We start from the raw sequence: 20,835 nt of genomic DNA on the forward strand, positions 1-20,835 counted from the left end.
TGACGGGAAAACGCGCGCTGCGGGCAAAGGTTCCCGGCCGGCAGGGAACCCGGCCACATCCTCCGCCGTTACCCCCTGCGCAACGCCCCGGGGAAGGGGCGCTGGGGGGGACAGGGATCATGCAGGCGCCCGAACAGCCAGAGGGGCGGCCCGAGCGGCGGAACGTCCCGGCAAGCGGCCGCACGGCCGGAGGGTGGGGCGGCAACGGGCTTCACCTGCCGGAGCGGGCCGGCCATTCCATCGTCTCGCTGACCGCGCTGGCGGTGATCACCGCGGTCTGCATCATCCTTGCCGTGGGGCGGGAGCTGTTCCTGCCGCTCGCGCTCGGGATGCTGTTCGCTTTCATCCTGACGCCGGTGGTCAACGCCCTGCGCCGCCTCGGCCTGGGCGACAAGACGGCGGTGGTGCTGACGGTGATCGCGGCGGCGCTGCTGGTGGGGTCCTTCGTCCTCGTCCTCGCCTACCAGCTCAGCCAGATCGGCGCCAACCTGCCGCAATACCAGGGCAACGTGATCTCGAAGATCGACGCCATCCTCGACATGGGCAAGGACAGCCGCGTCGTCGCCCATCTGCAGGAGATGGTGGCCGACATCGGCGCAAGGCTGCAGCCGCAGGAGGGCGCGGCGGCCGACCCCGGTGCGATGCGGGTCGAGGTGGTGGACCAGACCAGCCTGACCGACTGGCTGAGCGCGGTGATCCTGCCCGCGCTGAGCCCGGTGGTGGTGTTCGGCCTGGTCGCCGTGGTGGTGGTCTTCGCCCTTCTGGAGCGGGCGGCGCTGCGCGACCGGCTGGTGCTGCTGATCGGCGGCAGCAACATCCTCGCCACCTCGCGGCTGCTGGCCGAGGCCGGGGCGCGGGTCTCCACCTATCTGGTGGCGCAGCTGGTGGTGAACGTGATCTATGCGGTGCCGATCTGGCTGGGCCTCTGGCTGATCGGGGTGCCGAACGCGATGTTCTTCGGCCTCGTCACCCTGATCCTGCGCTTCGTGCCCTATCTCGGCACCGCGATCTCGGCGATCCTGCCGCTGGTGATGGCCTTCGCCGTCTCGCCCGGCTGGTCGATGGTGCTGTGGACGGCGGCGCTGTTCCTGGCGGTGGAATTCCTCACCTCCAACGTGATCGAGCCGTTCTTCTACGGCCGCCGCACCGGGGTCAGCCCGCTGGCGGTGATCGTCTCGGCGATGTTCTGGACCTGGCTCTGGGGGCCGATGGGGCTGATCATCGCCACGCCGCTGACCGTCTGCCTGGTGGTGATCGGCCACCATGTGCCCGGGCTGCGGGTGTTCTCGATCCTGCTCGGCGACAACCCGGTGCTGGAGGAGACCGCCCGGCTCTACGACCGGCTGCTGACCGGCCATGCCTTCGCCTTCGACGAGGCCGCCGCGCTGGCCGAAGGCGGCGAGCGTCCGGCGGACGAGATCGCCGCCTATTACGACCGCCAGGCGATCCCGGTGCTGGCAATGGCGCAGGCGGACCACGACGCGGGGCTTTTGACCGACCGGCAGGCGCAGCACATCGCCCATGCCGTCTTCGACCTGACCGAGCGGATGGAGCCGTTGATCGAGGAGGAGAAGGCCGAGGACGCGGCGCTGCCGGGCGAGGGGCGGCGGGTCGCGGTGGTGGGCGCGCGGACCTTGCTGGACGATGCTGCGGCCGAGCTGCTGGCGCAGGCGCTGCGGGCCAGGGGGGCCGAGACGCTGGTGCTGCCGCACCGCGCGCTGCCGGGGCCGGGCTTGCGCGATTTCGGCGCCGGGACGGTGCTGATCGCCGCGCTGGACGGCGCCGCCGGCCCGCGGGCGGCGATGCAGCTGCGCCAGCTGCGGCGGCGCTTCCCCGGGTTGCGGGTGGTGCTGGCGCTCTGGCCGCTGACCGGCGAGACCGAGGTGCCCGAGGCCCGGACCGGGGCCGATGCGGTGGCGGTGGGGCTGGAGCAGGCGCTGGCGCTGGCGTTCGAGCGGCCGGTGGAGGCGGAACGGGCGGGGTGAGGCTTCCGGCGAGCAGTGGCGGGGAGACCCCTCGCCCTACATCGAAATCCCGGCTTGTAGAGCGAGGTTCACCCTGCCGCGCCATCCGCCTCCCTTGGCGAAGGCGCGTGCCTTCGCCACAGCGCAACGGTTGAACCGGGACCGGCCGGGCCTCCAAAGGCCCGGCCAGCGCCCGCCCCGCCCCCGGCGGGCGCTTCTCGCCCGCCGGGTCGGGCGCTGGCCTTCCGGGGGTCTCGTGTTGCCAATGTCTCCGGTTGATCCACCGCGCACGGGCGGGGGCGAGGCAGTGCCTCGCCTCATCCCGCCCGCCTGATCGCGGCCCCTCTCTCGCCGGGGCCCCGCCGCGCCGCGCGAAAGGCCCGGCGGCGCCACATCCCCGCCCGATTCCCGGCGCAGGGGAGAGGAAGCTGCCCGAGGATGCCTGCTCATGCTGCGCCAAACGCTCGACTCCCTCCGTCTGGTCCTGGAGCTGTTCCGGGACGTGCCGCCGATGCCGCGCCGGATCTTCCTGCCCGGCGCGGTGCTGGTGGCGGCCTATCCGCTGCTCTCGGTGCTGCTCGGCCCCGGCGAGGGCGGGCAGGCCTTCGTCACCGCCTTCCTGCTGGCGCTGGCGGTGCGGATCGCGGTGCGGTTCGAGGGGATGGTGACGAAACTCCTCGACCAGTTCAGCCGCCGCGAGACGGTGCTGATCGCCCTTCTGGTCGGCATGGGCCCCCTGTTCCTGCTGGCCTCGGTCGACGATCCGCTGTGGTGCCAGCGCAGCCAGAGCGCCTATTACATCATCCTCGGCGCGATGTTCGTCTCGGACATGCTGGCGGGCCGCCATGACATGGCCGCGCGGTTCTGGCCCTGGCCGGAGATGGCGCCGCACCTGCCGGCGATGACGCGGATCATGGTGCTGTTCAACCTGGCCTTCCTGCTGCTGAACGAGACGATGATCCGCAGCCTGGACCCCTCGCACTGGCTGCTGTTCTGGGCGGTGCTGCCGGTGCTGTCCCATGTGGCGCTGTCGGCGCTGATCCTGACGCTGATCCACGGGGATGACGGCGAGGCCTTGGGCTGAAGCGCCGCGACCCCTAGCTCCCGATCCGGCACTCCGCCCCCTTCGCCTCCAGGCAGCGCTGCAGGGCGAGGGCGACGTTGTAACGGGCGGCCGAGAGCGGCAGGAAGCCGAGCGTGGAGAGGCCGCGGGCGTAGATGCGGGCCAGCGCCGGGTCCAGCGCCATCGCCAGGGTGAACTGCCGCGCCGCGCCGGCCAGGTCGCCCTGCGCCAGCGCCAGCTGGGCCAGGGCGTCGTGGAAGCTGCCCTGCATCGGCGCCCCCGCGGTTTCCGCCGCCCGCAGCGGCGCGGCCTCGGCTTCCGCCTCGTCCAGCCGGCCGGCGCGGGTCAGGGTCCAGACCTTCACCGCCGGGCCGGTCAGGCTGTCGGGATAGTCCGCCGCCAGCGCCGCGGCCTCGGCCAGCACCTCCTCCACCGGCCGGCTGCGCGCCAGCGCCTGCAGCCGCAGGCTGCGCAGCGCCTCCTGCGCCGAACCGTCGTCGGCGGGCAGGGCGGCCAGCCCCTCGTCGGCCGCCGCCAGCGCCTCCTCCGCCCGGCCGAGCGCCAGCAGCGCCGAGACCCGGGCGATCCGCACCGCCGCCCAGGCCGGATCGGCGGCGAGCGCCCGGTCCAGATGCGCCAGCCCCTCCTCGGCGCGGCCGAGCCCGGTCAGGCAGCGCCCCTGCACCAGATTGGCCCAGGGGTCGTCGGGTGCGCCGTCCAGCGCCGGCCCGCTGTCTGCCAGGCAGCGGTCGGGGGCGTTCAGCCGCCACCAGCCCTCGGCCCGGTTCAGCCTGGCATAGCCGTCCTGCGGGTCCAGCTCGATGGCGGCGGAGTAATGCGCCACCGCCCCGGCCGGATCGCCGGCGTCGAAGCGGACATGGCCCAGTTCCACCCAATACCACGGGTTCTGCGGCGCGAGCCGCAGCGCCGCCCGCAAGGTCTCCGCCGCCTCGTCCAGCCGGCCGAGCATCCGCTGCGCCTCGGCCTTGTAGCCGAGCGCGGTGGCGGCATCGTCGGGATCGCCCGCCTGGGCATAGGCGCTGTCGCAAAGGGCGATCCGTGCCTCGTAATCCTTGCCGCGGTCCTCGCAGGTGGGCGCGGCCAGCGCCGGCGCGGCCAGAAGGGTCAGGCAGAGGGCGAGGGGGCGGAAAGCTGCGAAGGCCATGGCGGGTCCCTGGAACTACGCCGCGCAGCCTTAGGCAGGGCCTCGGGAAAATCAAGTCCGGCGGGCCGGTCTTCCGGGACGGAGCGGCGGATGCCTCCGGCGGGGATATTTATCGAACAGGTGAAAGGGCGAAGAAAATCTCTCTGATTTCGCCTGTCGATAAATATCCTCAGGGGGTTTGGGGGCAGAATGCCCCCATCAGGCGACAGCAGCCGCAAGAGACTCCGCCAGCCGACGCGCAATATCCTTCCGATCCGCGGTTGACCCTGCCGGATCATGGGCGTATGCCGCTTGCCGTGGCGCTTTGTTACCGGATTGCGGGCCACGTTAAACAAGCCGCTAAAGAGGTTCGGGCATCGGCCCCGGCACCTCTGGTTTGCCGGGGCTTTTCTATGGCCGGAGGGCCGCGATGACCAGGAACTGGAAAACCCGCACCAAGCTCGTCCATCAGGGCGTCCGCCGTAGCCAGTATGGCGAGATGGCCGAGGCGATCTTCCTGACCCAGGGCTTCGATTACCCGAGCGCCGAGGCCGCCGAGGCGCGCTTCGTCAAGGCGGGCGAGGACGAGTTCATCTATGCCCGCTACGGCAACCCCACCACGAGGATGTTCGAGGAGCGGATCGCGGCGCTGGAAGGGGCCGAGGACGCCTTCGCCACCGCCTCCGGCATGGCGGCGGTGAACGGGGCGCTGGTCTCGGGGCTGCGGGCGGGGGACCATGTGGTCTCGGCCCGGGCGCTGTTCGGGTCCTGCCTCTACATCCTGGAAGAGGTGCTGACCCGCTTCGGGGTGAAGGTCACCTTCGTCGACGGCGCCGACCTCGACCAGTGGAAGAAGGCCGTGGTTCCGGGCACCAGGATGGTGTTCTTCGAGTCGATGTCGAACCCGACGCTGGAACTGGTGGACATCGAGGGCGTGACGAGGATCGCCCATGCCGCCGGCGCGGTGGTGGTGGTGGACAATGTCTTCGCCACCCCGGTCTTCTCGCGCGCGGTGGAGCAGGGGGCGGATGTGGTGGTCTATTCCACCACCAAGCATGTCGACGGCCACGGCCGGGCGCTCGGCGGGGTGATCTGCGGCACGCAGGAGTTCATCCGCAAGACCGTGGAGCCCTACATGAAGCACACCGGCGCGGCGATGAGCCCGCTGACCGCCTGGATGCACCTGCACGGCCTCGCCACGCTGGACCTGCGCTGCCGGGCGATGGCGGAGAGCGCGCTGAAGATCGCCCGGGCGCTGGAAAGCCATCCGAAGATCGCCAAGGTGATCTATCCGGGGCTGGAAAGCCATCCGCAGCACGCGCTGGCGATGGCGCAGATGGGATCGGGCGGCACGCTGGTGACCTTCGAGGTGAAGGGCGGCAAGGAGGCGGCCTTCCGCTTCATGGACGCGCTGGAGATCGCCTGCATCTCCAACAACCTGGGCGACGCCAAGTCGATCGCCACCCATCCGGCCACCACCACCCACCAGCGCCTGCCGCAGGAGCAGAAGGACGCGCTGGGGATCACCCCCGGCCTGATCCGCTTCTCGGTCGGGCTGGAGGATGCCGCCGACCTGATCGCCGACCTGACCGGGGCGCTGGACGCGGCCTGAGACCCGGGCGGGGCGGCGCTTTCGGCCGCCGCCCTGTCGGGAACGGCGCTTGCTTTCGGGCCGGAAATGACTATCTCATGAGTCTTCGCGCGCGGACCAGGGTGATCCGGGCGCGGGCCACCCCTGTCGAACTGGCTTCACCAATCCCGGATATTGACGGCGGCATGGGTCCGCCCGAACCGAAAGGATCACCTGATGAACATCCATACTCCCGCTCTGGACGATGCCCCCTCGCGCGAGGAGGCCGAGGCCGCGCTGGCGGTCCTGCGCCAATGGGCCGGCCGCGCCTCGGACGCGGAGATCGCCGCGCTGGACCCGGCCGTCGGCACGCTGACGTCCGACCAGTCGTATCCGGCGCTGTCGCGGGCCTACCCCGAGGATTTCATCGCCGACCCGGCCTATCGCGCCACGCTGCCCGACCTGCAGAACGGCCCGGCCAGCCTGATCCGCGGCGCCAGGCAGCTGATCCAGCATGTCGGCATCTCCAACTTCCGCCTGCCGATCCGCTACCGCAGCCGCGATGCCGGCGAGATCACGCTGGAGACCAGCGTCACCGGCACCGTCAGCCTGGAGGCCGAGAAGAAGGGCATCAACATGAGCCGCATCATGCGGTCCTTCTATGCCCATGCCGAGAAGGACTTCTCCTTCGCGGTGGTCGAACATGCGCTGGAGGACTACAAGCGCGACCTCGGGTCCTTCGATGCGCGGATCATGATGCGCTTCTCCTTCCCGGTGCGGATCGGTTCGCTGCGCTCGGGCCTGTCGGGCTGGCAGTATTACGACATCGCGCTGGAACTGGTGGATGTGGCGGGGGTGCGCAAGCATTTCATGCACCTGGACTACGTCTATTCCTCGACCTGCCCCTGCTCGCTGGAGCTGTCGGAGCACGCCCGGATGACCCGCGGCCAGCTGGCGACGCCGCATTCGCAGCGCTCGGTGGCGCGGCTGTCGGTGGAACTGGTGGGGCCGAAATGCCTGTGGTTCGAGGACCTGATCGAGTTGGCCCGCGAGGGCGTGCCGACCGAGACCCAGGTGATGGTGAAGCGCGAGGACGAACAGGCCTTCGCCGAGCTGAACGCCGCCAACCCGATCTTCGTCGAGGATGCCGCCCGCAGCTTCGCCCGGGCGCTGAAGGCCGACCCGCGGGTGGGCGACTTCCGGGTGCTGGCGAGCCATCAGGAATCGCTGCACAGCCACGATGCGGTCAGCCTCCTGACCGAGGGTCCGACCTTCGCGGCCGAAAGCCTGGACCCGCGGCTGTTCCAGAGCCTGTTCCATGTGGGGTAGGGTAGTGGCGGGGTGAACCCCGCCCTACGGCCGATGTCCCGCCGCCGATCCGGCCTGGGCGGTCCGCGTAGGGCGGGGTTCACCCCGCCGTTCCGCGGCCTCATTGGCGCGGCATTCCGAGTTTGTCCGAACCGGCCAGAGCGTCGGAAACCCGCCGGAACACACGGCCGTGCTTTGCCCCTTCCGCCGATCCGGGGCAGGGTGGCGGCAAAACGGAGGTGTCCATGCTGCGCGGGGTCGTGGTGGCGGCGGGTCTGGCGGGGGCGGTGCTGGCCTTTCCGCATCAGGCGCGGAGCCTGTGGCAGGGGCTGTCCGGCGCCGTCGTGTCTCCCTCGGTCGCCGATACGCCGCGGCTTGCCGCCGCGCCCGAGGCGGAGGCGCTGATCCGCGCCGCCGAGGGGCAGGTGGGCGTCACCACGACCTACGATCCGGCCTATGTCGCGCTGGACTTCCCGGGCGGCGACGTGCCGCCCGAGCGCGGGGTCTGCACCGACGTGCTGGTCCGCGCCTTCCGGGTGGCGCATGGGATCGACCTGCAACTGGCGGTCAACGCCGACATGAAGGCGGATTTCGCCGCCTATCCCGCCAACTGGGGCCTGACCCGGCCCGACCGCAACATCGACCACCGCCGGGTGCCCAACCTCGCCCGGCTGCTGCAGCGGATGGGGGCGGAGCTGCCGCTTTCCTCGGACCCGGCGGCCTTCCTGCCCGGCGACATCGTGACCTCGCTGCTGCCGGGCAACCTGCCGCATGTGATGATCGTGACCGACCGGCCGGGGGTGGAGGCGCCGATGGTGGTCCACAACATCGGCGCCGGCACGCGGGTGGAGGACCGGCTGTTCGACCACCCGCTGACCGGGCATTTCCGGCCGGGGCCGGAGGTTCTGGCCCGGCTGAAGGCGCTGCAGGGGTAGCGCTCGTCGTCCGGCTTCGCCGCTCCTCGCGGGGACAGGCGGCGGGCCGGTCTCCCGGCCCCGCCCGGCGGATGCCTCCGGCGGGGATATTTGTGGACAGAAAATGAGGAAGCTCTTTCCCATTTTCTGTCCACAAATATCCTCAGGGGGTTTGGGGGCAGAATGCCCCCAGGCTGCGACGGCAGCCGCGCCGTTTGACGGGACCCGGGAGAGGCCCTAAGCCTTGCGGCCATGATCGACCTGCGCCCCGTCGCCTATGTGATCGGACGAATCCTCGTCGTCCTGGCCATCCTGATGGTGGCGCCCGCGATCATCGACTGGCGGGCGGGCGATGCCAATGCCGCGGCCTTCGCCCAATCGGCGATCATCACCGGCACCACGGGCATGGCGCTGGCCCTGGCCACCGCGAACGGGCTGTCGGCCTCGCTCGACGTGCGGCAGGCCTATCTGCTGACGGTGGGCATCTGGACCCTGACGCCGGCCTTCGGCGCCCTGCCGCTCTGGCTGGGGGCGCCCGGGCTGCCGGCGGTCTATGCCTATTTCGAGGCGGTTTCGGGCATCACCACCACCGGCGCCTCGGTGATCACCGGGCTGGAGGGGATGCCGCAGGGGCTGAACCTCTGGCGGGGGATGATGCATTGGGTGGGCGGGCTCGGCATCGCCTTCATCGCCATGATCTTCCTGCCGATCATGCGGGTCGGCGGGATGCAGTTCTTCCGCACCGAGGGCTTCGACACCTTCGGCAAGGCGCTGCCGCGGGCGACCGACATCGCCCGGCAGCTCTTGGTGCTGTATCTGGGGCTGACGGCGGTGTTCACCGCGGTCTACTCGTCGCTCGGGATGCCGGCGCTGGATGCGGTGGTGCATGGCATGTCCACCATCTCCACCGGCGGCTTCTCGACCCGGGACATGAGCTTCACCGACTATTCTCCGGCGATCCACTACGCGGCCTCGGTCTTCATGATCCTCGCCTCGCTGCCCTATATCCGCTATGTCCAGCTGATGAACGGCCAGCCGGGGCCGCTGTGGCGCGACGCCCAGGCCCGGGCCTATCTGCGCTGGCTGCTGACGTCGGTGGTCTTCGTCGCCGGCTGGCAGGTCTGGTCGGCCGGCACCCCGGTGGAGACCGCCTTCCGCGAGAGCCTCCTGAACCTGACCTCGATCATGTCCTCGACCGGCTTCTTCACCGAGGGCTTCACCGGCTGGGGCGGCGTGATGCTGGTGGTGGCCTTCATCCTGGGCGTGGTGGGGGCCTGCTCGGGCTCTTCCGCCTCGGGCCTGTCGGTGTTCCGGGTGCAGATCGCCATGGCGGTGCTGCGGCGGCAGGTGCGGCAGATCACCAACCCCTCGGCCATCGACCCGGTGAAATACGACGGCCGCACCGTGGACGAGGACGTGATCTCGGCGCTGATCATGTTCATCTCGGGCTTCATCCTGATCCTCGGCGTGCTGACCGTGGCGATGACGCTGACCGGGGTGGACATCGAAAGCGCGCTGATGGGGGTGTGGCAGGCGTTGGGCAATGTCGGCTACGGCTTCGGCCCGCTGGTGGAGCCGACCGGCAGCTTCATCGACTACCCCGAGCCGGCGATCCTGATCATGACGCTGGCGATGATCATGGGCCGGCTGGGGCTGATGGCGGTGCTGGTGCTGCTGCTGCCGGGGTTCTGGCGGCGGTAGGGCGGGGGCCGCTCGCCATCTCCTTGGCGAAGGCGTGTGCCTTCGCCATCGCGCACCGTTTTCAACCCTCCCGGCCGGGCCCTCAAGGCCCGGCCAGCGCCCGCCCCGCCCTCGGCGGGCGCTTCTCGCCCGCCGGGTCGGGCGCTGGCCTCCCGGGGTTATGTGCTACCACCGTCTCCGTTTGACATGCCGCGCACGGGCGGGGCGAGGCAGTGCCTCGCCTGATCCCGCCCGGCCATGCCGTGGACTTTCCGCCGCCTCTCAGGGCCGCCATTGCAGGAAATTGGCGATCAGCCGCAGGCCGAGGGCCTGGCTCTTCTCGGGGTGGAACTGGGTGCCGACGATGGTGTCGCGGCCGATGATCGCGGTGATCGGCCCGGCATAATCGGCATGGGCCAGCAGATGCGCCGGGTCCGCCACCAGGAAGTGGTAGGAATGGACGAAATAGGCGTGGTCGCCGGTCGCCAGCCCGTCCAGCACCGGGTGCGGCCGGTCGATCGCCAGGTCGTTCCAGCCCATGTGCGGCACCTTCAGCGCCGGGTCGGCGGGGGCGATCCGCACCACCTCGCCGGGAATCCAGCCGAAGCCTGCGGTGTCCTGGTATTCCCGCCCCCAGCTGGCCAGCATCTGCATGCCGACGCAGATGCCGAGGAAGGGCCGGGCCTTGACCCGCACCGCCTCGTCGATGGCCTCGAACAAGCCGCCATGGGCCCCGAGCGCCCGCCGACAGGCCGGGAAGGCGCCGTCGCCCGGCAGGACGATGCGGTCGGCCCGGGCCACGTCCTCGGGGCGCGAGGTGACGAGGATTTCCCCTGCGCCCACCTCCTGGGCCATGCGCTGGAAGGCCTTCTCGGCCGAATGCAGGTTGCCGGAATCGTAGTCGACCAGAACCGTCAGCGGCATCGCGCGGGCCTCCGGGCGCACGGATTTTCGGCGAAAATCCGGGTCCTCACAGCGCGCCCTTGGTGCTGGGCAGCGCGCCGGCCATCCGCGGATCGGGCTCCACCGCCTCACGCAGGGCGCGCGCCACCGCCTTGAAGGCGGCCTCGGCGATGTGGTGGCTGTTCAGCCCGTGGATCAGGTCGACGTGCAGGGTGATGCCGCCATGGTTGGCGAGGGCCTGGAAGAACTCGCGCACCAGCTCGGTGTCGAAGTGGCCTATCTTCGCGGTCGGGAAGGGCAGGGTCCAGACCAGGAAGGGCCGGGCCGAGAGGTCCAGCGCGCAAGCCACCTGGGCATCGTCCATCGCCAGCCGGAAATGGCCGTAGCGGCGGATGCCCGCCTTGTCGCCGAGCGCCTTGGCCAGCGCCTGGCCGAGCGCGATGCCCACGTCTTCCACCGTGTGGTGGTCGTCGATGTGCAGGTCGCCCTCCGCCCGCACCGTCAAGTCGATCAGGCTGTGCCGCGCCAGCTGGTCCAGCATGTGGTCGAAGAAGCCGACGCCGGTCTGGTTGTCGTAGGCCCCGGTGCCGTCCAGGTTCACCGCAACGGTGATCGCGGTCTCGGCGGTCTTGCGGCTGATCTCGGCCCTGCGCATCGCTTGCCTCCGGCTGGTTCCCTGCGGCTGGTAAACCCTCGGGGCGGGCCGGGCAAGTCCCGCCAATGCGAAAGGGCGCCCGCTGGGGCGCCCTTTTTCGACTGGAGCGGGCGATGAGATTCGAACTCACGACCCTAACCTTGGCAAGGTTATGCTCTACCCCTGAGCTACGCCCGCACTCCGTGGCCGGGGGAATAGCCGAAGGGCAGGGCGGGTGCAAGGGGGAAGCGGAGCTTTCGACGCAGGGCGCGCGACGCCCGCGAAGGCGCCGTTTCCGCCGGTCCGGCCAGCGCGGTTGAATTTAATCAAACGATTGATTATAATCGGCCATGATCGAGATTCCGGACAAGCCGCCCGAAGGGGCGCGGAAGGCGCTGATCGAGGCAGGTCTGCTGCTCTTCGGCCAGAAGGGGTTCGACGCCACCTCCACGCGCGAATTGGCGGCGAAGGCCGGGGTGAACCTGGCGCTGATCGCCTATCATTTCGGCGGCAAGGACGGCCTGCGCCGCGCCGTCGTGGGCGAGGTGGCCCGGCGGTTGATGACGGTTGCAGGGGCGCCGCAATCCCCGGAAGGACTGCCCCCCGCCGCGGCCCTCCGGCGCCTGCAGGCCACCCTGCGCGGGGTTGCCGCCTTCATCGGCAGCGCGCCCGAGGCCGGGCCGATCGTGAATTTCGCCCTGACGGAACTCGCCCGCGGCGGAGCGGTGACGGACCTGATCTACGACTGTTTCATCGGGCCGAAGCACGCCGAACTCTCGCAACTCTGGGCGATTGCAAGCGGCAAGGATGCCGACGGCGACGAGGTGAAGCTTTCGGTCTTCGCCATGATCGGCCAGGTCCTCTACTTCCGTCTCGGCCGCGAGATCGTCACGCGCAAGATGGGATGGACGACCATCGGCCCCGAGGAAGCGGGCCGGATCGGCGATCTGATCGCCGAGAACGTCCGCCTTCTGACACAGGGAGAACGGCGATGAGCCTGATCTGTTCGGTCCCGCTGCTGTCGGCGCTGTTTGCCTCCTGCGCGCCGCCGCTGCCCTTTGCCACCGGTTATGTCGAGGGGGAATATGTCCTGGTCGCCCCGGTCGAGACGGTCGAGATCGCCGCGCTGCGTGTCGCCCGGGGGGACCATCTGGATGCGGGTGCCCCGCTGGCGGAGATGGACCGGACGACCGCGGAGATCGCCCTTGCGGCCGCCGAGGCGACGCTGGCCCGCGCCGAGGCGGAACTCGCCGACCTGCACCTCGGCAAGCGGCCCGAGGAGATCGCGGTGATCGAGGCCGCGCTGGCCTCGGCCCGGGCGCAGGCCGCCGAGGCCCGGCGGACCGCCGACCGGCTTGCCAGCCTTGCCGACCGGGGCAGCGCGACCGAGACGCAGACCGAGGATGCCGCGACCGCCGCCGAAATCGCCGCGGCGCGCGTGGCCGAGATCGAGGCCGACCTGGCGGTGGCGCAGCTGCCGGCCCGTCCCCACGCCATCGCCGCCGCCGAGGCGCAGCGCGCGGCGGCCAGGGCGGAGCGCGACCGGGCCGCCTGGGCGCTGTCGAAGCGCAGCCTGACGGCGCCCGCCGCGGGAACCGTCTCCGACATCATCCGCACGGCGGGCGAGATCGCCGGCCCGGCGCAGCCGGTGCTGTCCTTCCTGCCGGACGGCGCGGTGAAGCTGCGGCTCTACATGCCGGCCGAGAATGCTGCGGTGATTGCGGCCGGCTCGACCCTGGCCGTGCGCTGCGACGGCTGCCCGGAGGGCCTGGCGGCGACCGTCACCTATGTCGCCGATGCCCCGGAATTCACCCCGCCGGTGATCTACTCGCTCGAGAACCGGCAGAAGCTCGTCTATCTGGTCGAAGCCCGCCCCGCCGGCGACAGCCGAAGCCTCAAGCCCGGCCAGATCGTCGATGTCCTGCTGCCCGGGGCGGCGGAATGACCGGGGAGCCCGCCATCGCCGTCACCGGACTGGTGAAGACCTTCGCCGGCCGCCGCGTGGTGGACGGCGTGTCGCTGACGGTGGAGCGGGGCGAGATCGCGGGGTTCCTCGGGCCGAACGGCAGCGGCAAGACCACGACCATCCGCATGATGTGCGGCCTGCTGACCCCCGATGCGGGCGAGGGGCAGGTGCTGGGCTTCGACATCCGCCGGCAGGGACGGCAGATCAAGCGCGAGGTCGGCTACATGACGCAGCGCTTTTCCTTCTACGAGGACCTGACCATCGAGGAGAACCTGGCCTTCGTCGCCGGTCTCTACGGCCTGACCCCGGCGCGGCGGATCGTGCGCGACACGCTGGAGGACCTGGGCCTCTCCGGCCGCCGCCAGCAGCTGGCCGGGTCGCTGTCCGGCGGGTGGAAGCAGCGGCTGGCGCTGGCCGCCTGCATCATGCACCGCCCGAAGCTCCTGATGCTGGACGAGCCCACGGCGGGGGTCGACCCGCTGGCGCGGCGGCTGTTCTGGGACGAAATCCACGCCCGCGCCGCCGAAGGGCTGACGGTGCTGGTCTCGACCCATTACATGGACGAGGCCGAGCGCTGCCACCGGATCAACTACATCGCCTGGGGCCGGCTGATCGCCGCGGGCACGGTGGCCGATGTGGTGGCGGGTGCGGGACTGTCCACGGTGGTGCTGGAGGGCCGCAACACCGCCGAGGCCGCGCGCCGCCTGAAGGGCAGGCCGGGGGTGGAGCAGGTCGCCTCCTTCGGCACCACGCTGCATGTCGTCGGCCGCGACGCGGCGGCGCTGCGGCAATCGGCCGAGGCGGTGGCGCGGGAGACCGGCACCACCATGCACCCCGCCGAGACCATGCTGGAGGATGTGTTCATCCAGCTGATGGCCGCCTCGGAGGACACCTTGCAATGAGCCGCTGGTTCTCGCTGACGCGGCTGTTCGCGCTGTTGCGGAAAGAGGTGATCCAGCTGCGGCGCGACCGGATCACCTTCGCGATGATGCTGGGGGTGCCGCTGATGCAGCTGATGCTTTTCGGCTATGCGATCAACTCGGACCCGAAGCAGCTGCCCGCCGCCCTTGTCGCGCCGACGCAGGACCGATTCAGCCGCGCCATCGTCACCGCGCTGGAGCTGACCGACTACTACCGCTTCACCTCCCCCGGCGTGTCCGCAGCCGAGGCCGAGCGTCTGCTGGCCCGCGGCGAGGTCGCCTTCGTCGTCACCCTGCCGTCGGATTTCGGCCGGCGGGTGCTGCGCGGCGACCGTCCGGTGATGCTGATCGAGGCCGATGCGACCGACCCATCCGTCGCCTCGGGCGCCGTCTCGACCCTGGGCACCGTCGCGTCCGAGGCCCTGCAGCGCGAGTTGGGCACCGAGGCGCAGGCGGGCGCCGCCCGCGACACCCAGCTGCAGGTGCTGGTGCACCGCCGCTACAACCCCGAGGGGATCACCGCCTACAACATCGTGCCGGGGCTTCTGGGCGTCATCCTGCAGCTGACGATGGTGATGATGACGGCCATGGCGCTGACCCGCGAGATCGAGCGCGGCACGATGGAGAACCTGCTGTCGATGCCCGCCACGCCGCTGGAGATCATGCTGGGCAAGATGCTGCCCTATCTCGGCGTCAGCGCGGTGCAGGTCCTGGTCGTCCTCGTCGCCGCCAGGGCGCTGTTCCATGTGCCCTTCGTCGGCTCGCTGGCCCTGCTTCTCGGCGGCATCCTGATCTTCGTGATGGCGCTTCTGGTGCTTGGCTACCTGATCTCGACCGTGGCGCGCACGCAGATGCAGGCGATGCAGCTGACGTTCTTCTTCTTCCTGCCCTCGCTGATGCTGTCGGGCTTCATGTTCCCCTTCCGCGGTATGCCCGGCTGGGCGCAGGCCCTGGGCGAGATCTTTCCGCTCACGCATTTCCTGCGCTTCATCCGGGCGGTCATGCTGAAGGGCGCAGGTCCCGAGGCCGTGGCGCAGCCCCTCGCCGCGCTGGCGGTCTTTGCCGCCACGCTGACGCTGCTCGCGCTGCTGCGGTTCCGGCAGACACTGGACTGAGGCGAACGCGGCCGCCTGTCCTCCGCCCGTCACCCGCCGGCTGGACCGTCCTGCGCGCCTCGATGCCCGTCCCGGATGGCGGCGAGGCCCTCGCGGAAGCTGGTGACCCGGAAGTCCGGAAACCGGGCCTTGAACTTGTCGGAGACGAAGATGTTGTCCACCGCGTAGCGGGGCAGCAGTTCGGCGGCGTCGCGGAGGTTGGGGCTGAACAGCCCCGCCAGTTGCAGTTGCCAGCGCTTCAGCACCCGGTAACGGGGGGCAACGCCGAATTCTTCGGCGGCAAGGCCGATGAACGCCCGATAGGTCAGGCGGCCGTCGTCGCAGGGCAGGTGCCAGGTCTGGCCCCAGGCGTCGGGCGCGTTGCCCAGAAGCGCCATCGCCCGGCTGGCATCCGGCGTGTAGATCAGGCTGCGCAGGGTATCGTCGCGCAGGAAGACCCGTGCGGCCTTGCCGTTCAGCAGCGGTTCGAGGATGGCGCTGTTGGTGATGCTCTGGGTCTTGCCGGGGCCGTAGAACTCGGGCGCCCGGCAGATCATCGCGGCCAGGCGCTGCCGCTCCATCGCTTCGAGCAGGTCCCGGGCGATGGCGGCACGGACGCGCCCCTTCTCGCCATGAGGCCGGAACGGGGTGTCTTCCGTCTGCGGCGCATCGGTCTGCGAATACATGTAGGTGTTGTCGAAGAAAACCAGCCGTGCGCCATGGGCGGCGCAGGCGTCGATCACGTTCTTCATGATCACCGGCCATTGCGCGACCCACAGCCGCGTGTCCATCGGCAGCCCGGCGGTCAGGTAGACGATCTCCGATCCCTCGACGGCCCGCAGCGTCTCCCCGGCGTCCAGCAGGTCCGCCTTGTGAAGCCGGTCGCCGGCGTTCACCTTCTTCGGATTTCGGCTCACCAGACGGATGTCGCCGGTGAAATCGCGCTTGAGATGGATGGCCAGTTCCTGTCCGATCTGCCCGGAGGCGCCGAGGATCGTCTGCATCTGGGTCTTCCTTCAGCTATGGCATGTCGTCATGGACCGAAGCCGGCAACACCTGACATAGTATCCGCAGCGGAGGGCGGCGACAGGCGCGAAGCAAAATCTTGTCGCGGATGATCAGAGCGGGGGCCGAAGGATGCGTTTCACCTTCCCTCACAGCCATGCCTTTCGGGGCGGGCGCGTCACGGTCGAAAACGACGGGACGGCCGGGCCGGGATGCCTGGTCGAATTCGGCGACGGCGTCACTGTCATCGCGGAATGGCAGGCCGAGGGCGGCGGCATCCGGCTTGCCGTCCCCGATTACCGCACGGCAAAGGGCACGCCGGTGACGGCGCGGACCTGGCGGCTTGCCCGAAGCGGGGATGGCCCGTGGCGGTCGGAACGCCAGTCCTGAGCGTCGAAGGGTGGGGGCAGACCAGCCTGCGAGAAGGCGCTTCTGCCGTTCCTTCCCGTCAGACCCCGGGGATCGACTTCGGGAAAGGATAGGCGGCCTTGGAATGCGCCAGGCCGGAGTCCAGCAGCGCGCCGAGGGTGCGGACCGTGACCGGCAGCGGGTCGATCACCGGAACATCGTGGCCGAGCCCGGCCAGGAAGGCCCCGATCCTTTCCCCCAGCCCGGTCCAGCCGGTGCAGCCCAGGACCAGCACGTCGGCCTTGCGGACCTCCACCGCGGTGCGCGCGGCGTCGGTCAGGTGGCGCAGGGTCTCGTCCGGGTCGTTGCCGAAATCGAGGACCGGGATCTCGATCACCTCGCAGCCGGCATAGCGCGATTCCAGCCCGAACTTGCGCACCTGGTCGTCCACCAGCGGGCGGGAGCGGTCCAGCACCGTCAGCACGCAGAACTTGCGCCCCAGCATCGCCGCCACGCCCATGGCGGTCTGCGCCGGGCCGAAGACCGGGATGGTCAGGATTTCCCGCATCACGTCGACGCCGGGATCGCCCATGCAGTTGACCACCAGCCCCTCGATGCCCTCCGCCTGGGCGACCAGGCCGCAGCGCACCAGTTCCTCGACGCAGGCCACCTCTTCCCAGAGGCTCTCGATCGAGGCCGGGCCGCGGCGGATGCGGTCGAAGCTCAGCTCCAGGCCGCCGCCGCGCAGGTCCTTCATCGCGGCGGGCTCGGTGGTGCCGGTGGTGGCCGACAGGATGCGGATCTTGGGCATCAGGAGGGTTCCTTCCTTGCAGTGCGGGAATGGACGCCGAAGGACAGCAGCTCTCGGGTGTAGGGCTGCGCCGGGGCGTGGACGACCTGCTCGGTGGGGCCGAATTCGACGACATCGCCGCGGCGCATCACCAGGAGGCTGTCGGCAACATGGGCGACGACCTTCAGGTTGTGGGTGACGAACAGCATCGACAGTTCGTGCCGTTCCCTCAGGTCCGACAGCAGGTTCAGGATCTGCGCCTGCACCGAGACATCCAGCGCCGAGGTCGGCTCGTCCAGCACCAGCAGCCGCGGCTCCAGCGCCAGCGCCCGGGCGATGGCGACGCGCTGTGCCTGCCCGCCCGACAGTTCCCGCGCGCGGCGGTCCAGGAAGGCCGCGGGCAGGCCGCAGTCCGACAGCAGCGCGGCGATGCGGTCGCGAATCTGCGGGCCGGGGCGATGGCCGGCGGCCAGCATCGGCTCGGCCAGGATCTCGGCGACAGTCAGCCGCGGGCTGAGCGACAGGAACGGGTTCTGCGACACCACGCCGATGCCCTGCCGCGCCCGCCGCAGCGCTCGGCCGTGCAGGGCCAGCCAGTCCCGCCCCTCCAGCCGGATCGCGCCGCTTTCCACCGGCAGGAGCCGCAGGATCGCCCGCAGCAGGCTGGTCTTGCCCGAGCCGCTTTCGCCGACGATCCCCAGCGTGGTGCCGCGCTCCAGCCGGAAGCTGGCGCCGTTGACGGCGGGCTTCGGGCGCGGCGCGAACAGGCCGGCGCGGTAGCGGATCAGCAGGTCCGTCACCTCCAGCAGCGGCGACCCGGTCATGCCGCGCCCTCCGGGTCGGGATCGTCGAAGCTGCCCTCGACCACCGCCAGCCGGGCGCCGCGCGGCACCGCGTCGGGCAGCGCCCCCAGAAGCGCGCGGGTATAGCGATGGGCCGGGCGGTTCAGCACCTCCTCCACCGGCCCGGTCTCGACCGAGCGGCCGGCGTAAAGGACGGTCACCCGGTCGCAGGCCTCGGCGATGACATCCATGTCGTGGGTGATCATCAGCACGGTCAGGTTCCGCTCGGCCACCAGCCGGCGCAGCAGCGCCAGCACCTGCATGGCGACCGAGACGTCCAGTGCGGTGGTCGGCTCGTCGGCGATCAGGAAATCGGCGCCGGTCGCCAGCGCCTGGGCGATCACCACGCGCTGCTGCATCCCGCCCGACAGCTGGTGCGGATAGCTGCGCAGCACCTTTTCCGGGTCGGGCAGGCCGGTCGCTGCCAGGAGCGCCAGCGCCTCGGCCCGGCGGGCGGCGCGGGGCAGGTCGCGGTGGGTGCGCAGCACGTCGTCGATCTGCCGCCGGATGCTGAGCACCGGGTTCAGCGCCGCCGCCGGGTCCTGCGAGATCATGCCGATCCGCCGCCCGCGCAGGCGGCCGGCCTGCTGCCGCAGGTCCTGCCCGTCGAAATGGAACCGCCCGGCGCCGATGCGGCTGCCCTTGGGCACCAGCCCCAGCATCGCCATGCCGGTCATGGTCTTGCCCGAGCCGGATTCGCCGATCAGGCCGTGGATGTCGCCGCGGCCGATCTCAAGATCGACGGCGCGGACGGCATGGACATCGCCCTCGGGCGTGGGGATGGTGACCGACAGGCCGCGGATTTCGAGCAGGGGCGTGGTGTCAGACAGAGGCACGGGCGGCCCCCTTCCTGCGGTCGCGCAGCGCGTCGCCGAGGACGCTGAAGGACAGTGCGACGATGAAGATGGTGACGCCCGGCATCGCCGAATACCACCAGCGGTCGGGAAAGAACTTGCGCCCGGCATCGACCATCTGGCCCCAGTCGGCGGTGGGGGGTAGCACGCCGAGGCCGAGGAAGGACAGCGCCGCCGCGGTCAAGAGCGCCGGTCCCACGTCCAGCGCCGCCTGCACCGTCAGCGGCCGGGCGGTGGCGGGCAGGATGTGGCGCAGGATGATCCGCGGATGCGAGACGCCCGCCAGCCGCGCCGCCTCGACATAGGGCTGGCCGCGCAGCACCAGCCCCTCGGCCCGCGCCAGCCGGGCATACCAGGGCCACCAGGTCACCGAGACGGCGATGACGCTGTTCAGGAAGCCCGGCCCCAGGGCGGCGGCCATCAGCACCGCCAGCAGCAGCGCCGGGAAGGCCAGGAAGACATCGGTCACCCGCATCAGCGCCTCGTCCACCCAGCCGCCGAAATAGCCCGCGGCCAGCCCCACCGGCAGGCCGATCAGCAGCGAGAAGGCGACGATCAGCATCCCGTTCGACAGCGAGATGCGGGTGGCATAGATCAGCCGGCTGAGCATGTCGCGGCCCAGGTGGTCGGTCCCCAGCCAGTAGTCGGCCGAGGGCGGCGTCAGCTTGGCCGCCACGTTCGGCGCCCCGGCCCCCTGCGCCGGCCAGGGCGCGATCCAGGGGGCGAGGATGCCGACGGCGACGAAACCCAGCACGCAGAAGAGCGCCAGCGTTCCGGGCCAGCCGAGGCGGTGGACCAGCCGGCTCATGTCAGCGCCACCCGCGGGTCGACCAGCGCCTGGGCGATGTCGATGATCAGGTTCATCGCCACATAGCAGACAGTCACCACCATGGTGACGGCGGCGATGACCGGGAAGTCCTTGGCCAGGATCGCCTCGGAGACGTAGCGGCCGAGGCCGGGCCAGGCGAAGATGATCTCGACCAGCACCGCGCCGGTCAGCGCATAGGCGAAAGAGAGGCCGATCACCGTCAGCGCCGGGCCCATGGCGTTCGGCAACGCATGGCCGAAGAGGATGCGCCCCGAAGGCAGGCCGAGCGCCCGGGCAGCGGCGATGTGGCGGCGTTCGAGGATCTCGATCATCGCCGAGCGGGTCAGCCGCATCGCCACCCCGGCGGGATAGGAGGCCAGCGTCAGCGCCGGCAGCACCAGATGCCGCGCCGCATCGGCGAAGGCATCCGGCCGCCAGGCCAGCAGGCTGTCCAGCAGCAGGAAGCCGGTGGCCTGCGGCACCGGGGCCGAGATGGCGATCTCGCGCGAGATGCGGCCCGACAGCGGCATGATCCCCAGCCATTGCGCGAAGACCAGTTGCAGCAGCATGGCCAGGAAGAAGGTCGGCATGGCGACCGAGGCGATGGCGCCAAGGCTGCCCAGCCGGTCGGGCCATCGGCCCTGCCGCGCCGCGGCCATCACCCCGAGCGGCACCCCGAACAGCAGCGCCATGCCGGTGGAGAAGACCGCAAGCTCCAGCGTGGCGGGCAGATAGGCCTTCAGGTCCTCGGCGATCAGCCGCCGCGACTTGTAGGAGATGCCGAAATCGCCCGCGGCCATCGCCGTGGCGAAGGTCGCGAAACGGGCGGGCAGCGGCGCGTCGAGGTTCAACTCCTGACGCGCCTTCTCGATCTGCTCGGCGGTGGGGCGGGGGCCGGCGTAAAGCGCGGCGGGATCGGAGGGAACGACCTGCGCCACGATGAAGACCAGAAAGGTCACGCCCACCACCACGAAGGCGGAAAGCACCATGCGGCGCAGGATGTAGCGGATGATGTCCATCCCTTCCCC

Annotated in this window: 20 protein-coding genes, 1 tRNA gene and 1 riboswitch; of the genes, 11 read left to right on the forward strand and 10 right to left on the reverse strand. The window is 70.5% G+C overall.

Annotated features, from left to right (window positions below; all coding sequences use genetic code 11):
* Window positions 1-119: 119 nt before the first annotated feature.
* The gene (locus G5B31_RS08245) at window positions 120-1,985 is read left to right on the forward strand and encodes an AI-2E family transporter (RefSeq protein ID WP_165015892.1); all 1,866 of its coding nucleotides are present in this window, start codon (window positions 120-122) and stop codon (window positions 1,983-1,985) included.
* A 427-nt stretch (window positions 1,986-2,412) separates the two neighbouring features.
* Window positions 2,413-3,048 carry a hypothetical protein gene (locus tag G5B31_RS08250; protein ID WP_165015894.1) on the forward strand — a complete coding sequence of 212 codons (636 nt, stop codon included), beginning with the start codon at window positions 2,413-2,415 and terminating at the stop codon, window positions 3,046-3,048.
* 13 nt (window positions 3,049-3,061) lie between these two features.
* On the opposite strand, the gene G5B31_RS21355 is transcribed toward G5B31_RS08250, so the two are convergent.
* Window positions 3,062-4,192 (reverse strand): tetratricopeptide repeat protein, encoded by a 1,131-nt coding sequence (locus G5B31_RS21355; RefSeq protein ID WP_165015897.1) that lies wholly within the window; start codon window positions 4,190-4,192, stop codon window positions 3,062-3,064.
* Between the two features lie 286 nt (window positions 4,193-4,478).
* A riboswitch (SAM riboswitch) is annotated at window positions 4,479-4,556 on the forward strand.
* A gap of 45 nt (window positions 4,557-4,601) precedes the next feature.
* Between G5B31_RS21355 and metZ the strand changes: the two genes are divergently transcribed.
* The 4 genes from metZ to G5B31_RS08275 all read left to right on the forward strand — a co-directional run bounded on the left by metZ (window position 4,602) and on the right by G5B31_RS08275 (window position 9,664).
* On the forward strand, window positions 4,602-5,783 hold the full coding sequence (gene metZ / locus G5B31_RS08260; RefSeq protein WP_165015900.1) for an O-succinylhomoserine sulfhydrylase: 1,182 nt from the start codon (window positions 4,602-4,604) through the stop codon (window positions 5,781-5,783).
* A gap of 195 nt (window positions 5,784-5,978) precedes the next feature.
* Window positions 5,979-7,070, forward strand: a complete 1,092-nt coding sequence (gene folE2, locus G5B31_RS08265; protein ID WP_165015903.1) for a GTP cyclohydrolase FolE2 — start codon at window positions 5,979-5,981, stop codon at window positions 7,068-7,070.
* Between the two features lie 224 nt (window positions 7,071-7,294).
* A complete protein-coding gene (locus tag G5B31_RS08270; RefSeq protein WP_165015906.1) occupies window positions 7,295-7,984 on the forward strand; it encodes a DUF1287 domain-containing protein in 690 nt (229 codons plus the stop codon).
* A 231-nt stretch (window positions 7,985-8,215) separates the two neighbouring features.
* A complete protein-coding gene (locus tag G5B31_RS08275) occupies window positions 8,216-9,664 on the forward strand; it encodes a TrkH family potassium uptake protein (protein ID WP_165015909.1) in 1,449 nt (482 codons plus the stop codon).
* A 261-nt stretch (window positions 9,665-9,925) separates the two neighbouring features.
* On the opposite strand, the gene hisH is transcribed toward G5B31_RS08275, so the two are convergent.
* The 3 genes from hisH to G5B31_RS08290 form a co-directional block, all read right to left on the reverse strand.
* Window positions 9,926-10,567 carry an imidazole glycerol phosphate synthase subunit HisH gene (hisH, locus tag G5B31_RS08280; RefSeq protein WP_165015912.1) on the reverse strand — a complete coding sequence of 214 codons (642 nt, stop codon included), beginning with the start codon at window positions 10,565-10,567 and terminating at the stop codon, window positions 9,926-9,928.
* Window positions 10,568-10,613: 46 nt separating this feature from the next.
* The gene (hisB, locus tag G5B31_RS08285) at window positions 10,614-11,201 is read right to left on the reverse strand and encodes an imidazoleglycerol-phosphate dehydratase HisB (protein ID WP_165015915.1); all 588 of its coding nucleotides are present in this window, start codon (window positions 11,199-11,201) and stop codon (window positions 10,614-10,616) included.
* A gap of 102 nt (window positions 11,202-11,303) precedes the next feature.
* Window positions 11,304-11,378: transfer RNA gene (locus G5B31_RS08290), tRNA-Gly, on the reverse strand.
* A gap of 152 nt (window positions 11,379-11,530) precedes the next feature.
* Between G5B31_RS08290 and G5B31_RS08295 the strand changes: the two genes are divergently transcribed.
* Genes G5B31_RS08295 through G5B31_RS08310 form a run of 4 tightly spaced genes read left to right on the forward strand, consistent with a single transcriptional unit; the run spans window position 11,531 to window position 15,181 of the window.
* Window positions 11,531-12,175: a CerR family C-terminal domain-containing protein gene (locus G5B31_RS08295; protein ID WP_165015918.1), complete on the forward strand. Its 645-nt coding sequence runs from the start codon at window positions 11,531-11,533 to the stop codon at window positions 12,173-12,175.
* A complete protein-coding gene (locus G5B31_RS08300) occupies window positions 12,172-13,125 on the forward strand; it encodes an HlyD family secretion protein (protein WP_165015921.1) in 954 nt (317 codons plus the stop codon). Before G5B31_RS08295 ends, G5B31_RS08300 begins: the two co-directional genes overlap by 4 nt.
* A complete protein-coding gene (locus tag G5B31_RS08305; RefSeq protein ID WP_165015924.1) occupies window positions 13,122-14,048 on the forward strand; it encodes an ABC transporter ATP-binding protein in 927 nt (308 codons plus the stop codon). Before G5B31_RS08300 ends, G5B31_RS08305 begins: the two co-directional genes overlap by 4 nt.
* Entirely contained in the window at window positions 14,045-15,181 is a 1,137-nt protein-coding gene (locus G5B31_RS08310; RefSeq protein WP_165015927.1) for an ABC transporter permease, read from the forward strand. Before G5B31_RS08305 ends, G5B31_RS08310 begins: the two co-directional genes overlap by 4 nt.
* Window positions 15,182-15,210: 29 nt before the next feature.
* Here the strand turns inward: G5B31_RS08310 and G5B31_RS08315 are convergent, their stop codons facing one another.
* Window positions 15,211-16,164: an NAD-dependent epimerase/dehydratase family protein gene (locus tag G5B31_RS08315; RefSeq protein ID WP_165015930.1), complete on the reverse strand. Its 954-nt coding sequence runs from the start codon at window positions 16,162-16,164 to the stop codon at window positions 15,211-15,213.
* A gap of 133 nt (window positions 16,165-16,297) precedes the next feature.
* Here G5B31_RS08315 and G5B31_RS08320 point away from each other — a divergent pair, with 133 nt between their 5' ends.
* Window positions 16,298-16,555 carry a hypothetical protein gene (locus G5B31_RS08320; protein WP_165015933.1) on the forward strand — a complete coding sequence of 86 codons (258 nt, stop codon included), beginning with the start codon at window positions 16,298-16,300 and terminating at the stop codon, window positions 16,553-16,555.
* 58 nt (window positions 16,556-16,613) lie between these two features.
* On the opposite strand, the gene G5B31_RS08325 is transcribed toward G5B31_RS08320, so the two are convergent.
* From G5B31_RS08325 to G5B31_RS08345, 5 genes are read right to left on the reverse strand one after another with little or no spacing between them, the layout of a single operon-like run.
* A complete protein-coding gene (locus G5B31_RS08325) occupies window positions 16,614-17,324 on the reverse strand; it encodes an aspartate/glutamate racemase family protein (protein ID WP_165015936.1) in 711 nt (236 codons plus the stop codon).
* Window positions 17,324-18,127 carry an ABC transporter ATP-binding protein gene (locus G5B31_RS08330; protein WP_165015938.1) on the reverse strand — a complete coding sequence of 268 codons (804 nt, stop codon included), beginning with the start codon at window positions 18,125-18,127 and terminating at the stop codon, window positions 17,324-17,326. Before G5B31_RS08330 ends, G5B31_RS08325 begins: the two co-directional genes overlap by 1 nt.
* On the reverse strand, window positions 18,124-18,981 hold the full coding sequence (locus G5B31_RS08335; RefSeq protein ID WP_165015941.1) for an ABC transporter ATP-binding protein: 858 nt from the start codon (window positions 18,979-18,981) through the stop codon (window positions 18,124-18,126). Before G5B31_RS08335 ends, G5B31_RS08330 begins: the two co-directional genes overlap by 4 nt.
* On the reverse strand, window positions 18,968-19,807 hold the full coding sequence (locus G5B31_RS08340) for an ABC transporter permease (protein WP_165015944.1): 840 nt from the start codon (window positions 19,805-19,807) through the stop codon (window positions 18,968-18,970). Before G5B31_RS08340 ends, G5B31_RS08335 begins: the two co-directional genes overlap by 14 nt.
* Window positions 19,804-20,826, reverse strand: coding sequence for an ABC transporter permease (locus tag G5B31_RS08345; protein WP_165015947.1), 1,023 nt, complete (start codon window positions 20,824-20,826; stop codon window positions 19,804-19,806). Before G5B31_RS08345 ends, G5B31_RS08340 begins: the two co-directional genes overlap by 4 nt.
* Window positions 20,827-20,835 lie beyond the last annotated feature (9 nt).

This window comes from Rhodobacter sp. SGA-6-6 (assembly GCF_011043545.1).
In the GTDB taxonomy this organism is placed as follows: Bacteria; Pseudomonadota; Alphaproteobacteria; order Rhodobacterales; family Rhodobacteraceae; genus Pseudogemmobacter.

What these genes read in the sequence shown, in the direction of transcription:
- G5B31_RS21355 (WP_165015897.1), bottom strand. Translation starts at nt 4,192, where the DNA reads ATGGCCTTCGCAGCTTTCCGCCCCCTCGCCCTCTGCCTGACCCTTCTG.
- G5B31_RS08340 (WP_165015944.1), bottom strand. Translation starts at nt 19,807, where the DNA reads ATGAGCCGGCTGGTCCACCGCCTCGGCTGGCCCGGAACGCTGGCGCTC.
- metZ (WP_165015900.1), top strand. Translation starts at nt 4,602, where the DNA reads ATGACCAGGAACTGGAAAACCCGCACCAAGCTCGTCCATCAGGGCGTC.
- G5B31_RS08300 (WP_165015921.1), top strand. Translation starts at nt 12,172, where the DNA reads ATGAGCCTGATCTGTTCGGTCCCGCTGCTGTCGGCGCTGTTTGCCTCC.
- G5B31_RS08250 (WP_165015894.1), top strand. Translation starts at nt 2,413, where the DNA reads ATGCTGCGCCAAACGCTCGACTCCCTCCGTCTGGTCCTGGAGCTGTTC.
- G5B31_RS08345 (WP_165015947.1), bottom strand. Translation starts at nt 20,826, where the DNA reads ATGGACATCATCCGCTACATCCTGCGCCGCATGGTGCTTTCCGCCTTC.
- G5B31_RS08275 (WP_165015909.1), top strand. Translation starts at nt 8,216, where the DNA reads ATGATCGACCTGCGCCCCGTCGCCTATGTGATCGGACGAATCCTCGTC.
- G5B31_RS08325 (WP_165015936.1), bottom strand. Translation starts at nt 17,324, where the DNA reads ATGCCCAAGATCCGCATCCTGTCGGCCACCACCGGCACCACCGAGCCC.
- G5B31_RS08270 (WP_165015906.1), top strand. Translation starts at nt 7,295, where the DNA reads ATGCTGCGCGGGGTCGTGGTGGCGGCGGGTCTGGCGGGGGCGGTGCTG.
- hisB (WP_165015915.1), bottom strand. Translation starts at nt 11,201, where the DNA reads ATGCGCAGGGCCGAGATCAGCCGCAAGACCGCCGAGACCGCGATCACC.
- folE2 (WP_165015903.1), top strand. Translation starts at nt 5,979, where the DNA reads ATGAACATCCATACTCCCGCTCTGGACGATGCCCCCTCGCGCGAGGAG.
- G5B31_RS08330 (WP_165015938.1), bottom strand. Translation starts at nt 18,127, where the DNA reads ATGACCGGGTCGCCGCTGCTGGAGGTGACGGACCTGCTGATCCGCTAC.
- G5B31_RS08315 (WP_165015930.1), bottom strand. Translation starts at nt 16,164, where the DNA reads ATGCAGACGATCCTCGGCGCCTCCGGGCAGATCGGACAGGAACTGGCC.
- G5B31_RS08310 (WP_165015927.1), top strand. Translation starts at nt 14,045, where the DNA reads ATGAGCCGCTGGTTCTCGCTGACGCGGCTGTTCGCGCTGTTGCGGAAA.
- G5B31_RS08295 (WP_165015918.1), top strand. Translation starts at nt 11,531, where the DNA reads ATGATCGAGATTCCGGACAAGCCGCCCGAAGGGGCGCGGAAGGCGCTG.
- G5B31_RS08320 (WP_165015933.1), top strand. Translation starts at nt 16,298, where the DNA reads ATGCGTTTCACCTTCCCTCACAGCCATGCCTTTCGGGGCGGGCGCGTC.
- hisH (WP_165015912.1), bottom strand. Translation starts at nt 10,567, where the DNA reads ATGCCGCTGACGGTTCTGGTCGACTACGATTCCGGCAACCTGCATTCG.
- G5B31_RS08245 (WP_165015892.1), top strand. Translation starts at nt 120, where the DNA reads ATGCAGGCGCCCGAACAGCCAGAGGGGCGGCCCGAGCGGCGGAACGTC.
- G5B31_RS08305 (WP_165015924.1), top strand. Translation starts at nt 13,122, where the DNA reads ATGACCGGGGAGCCCGCCATCGCCGTCACCGGACTGGTGAAGACCTTC.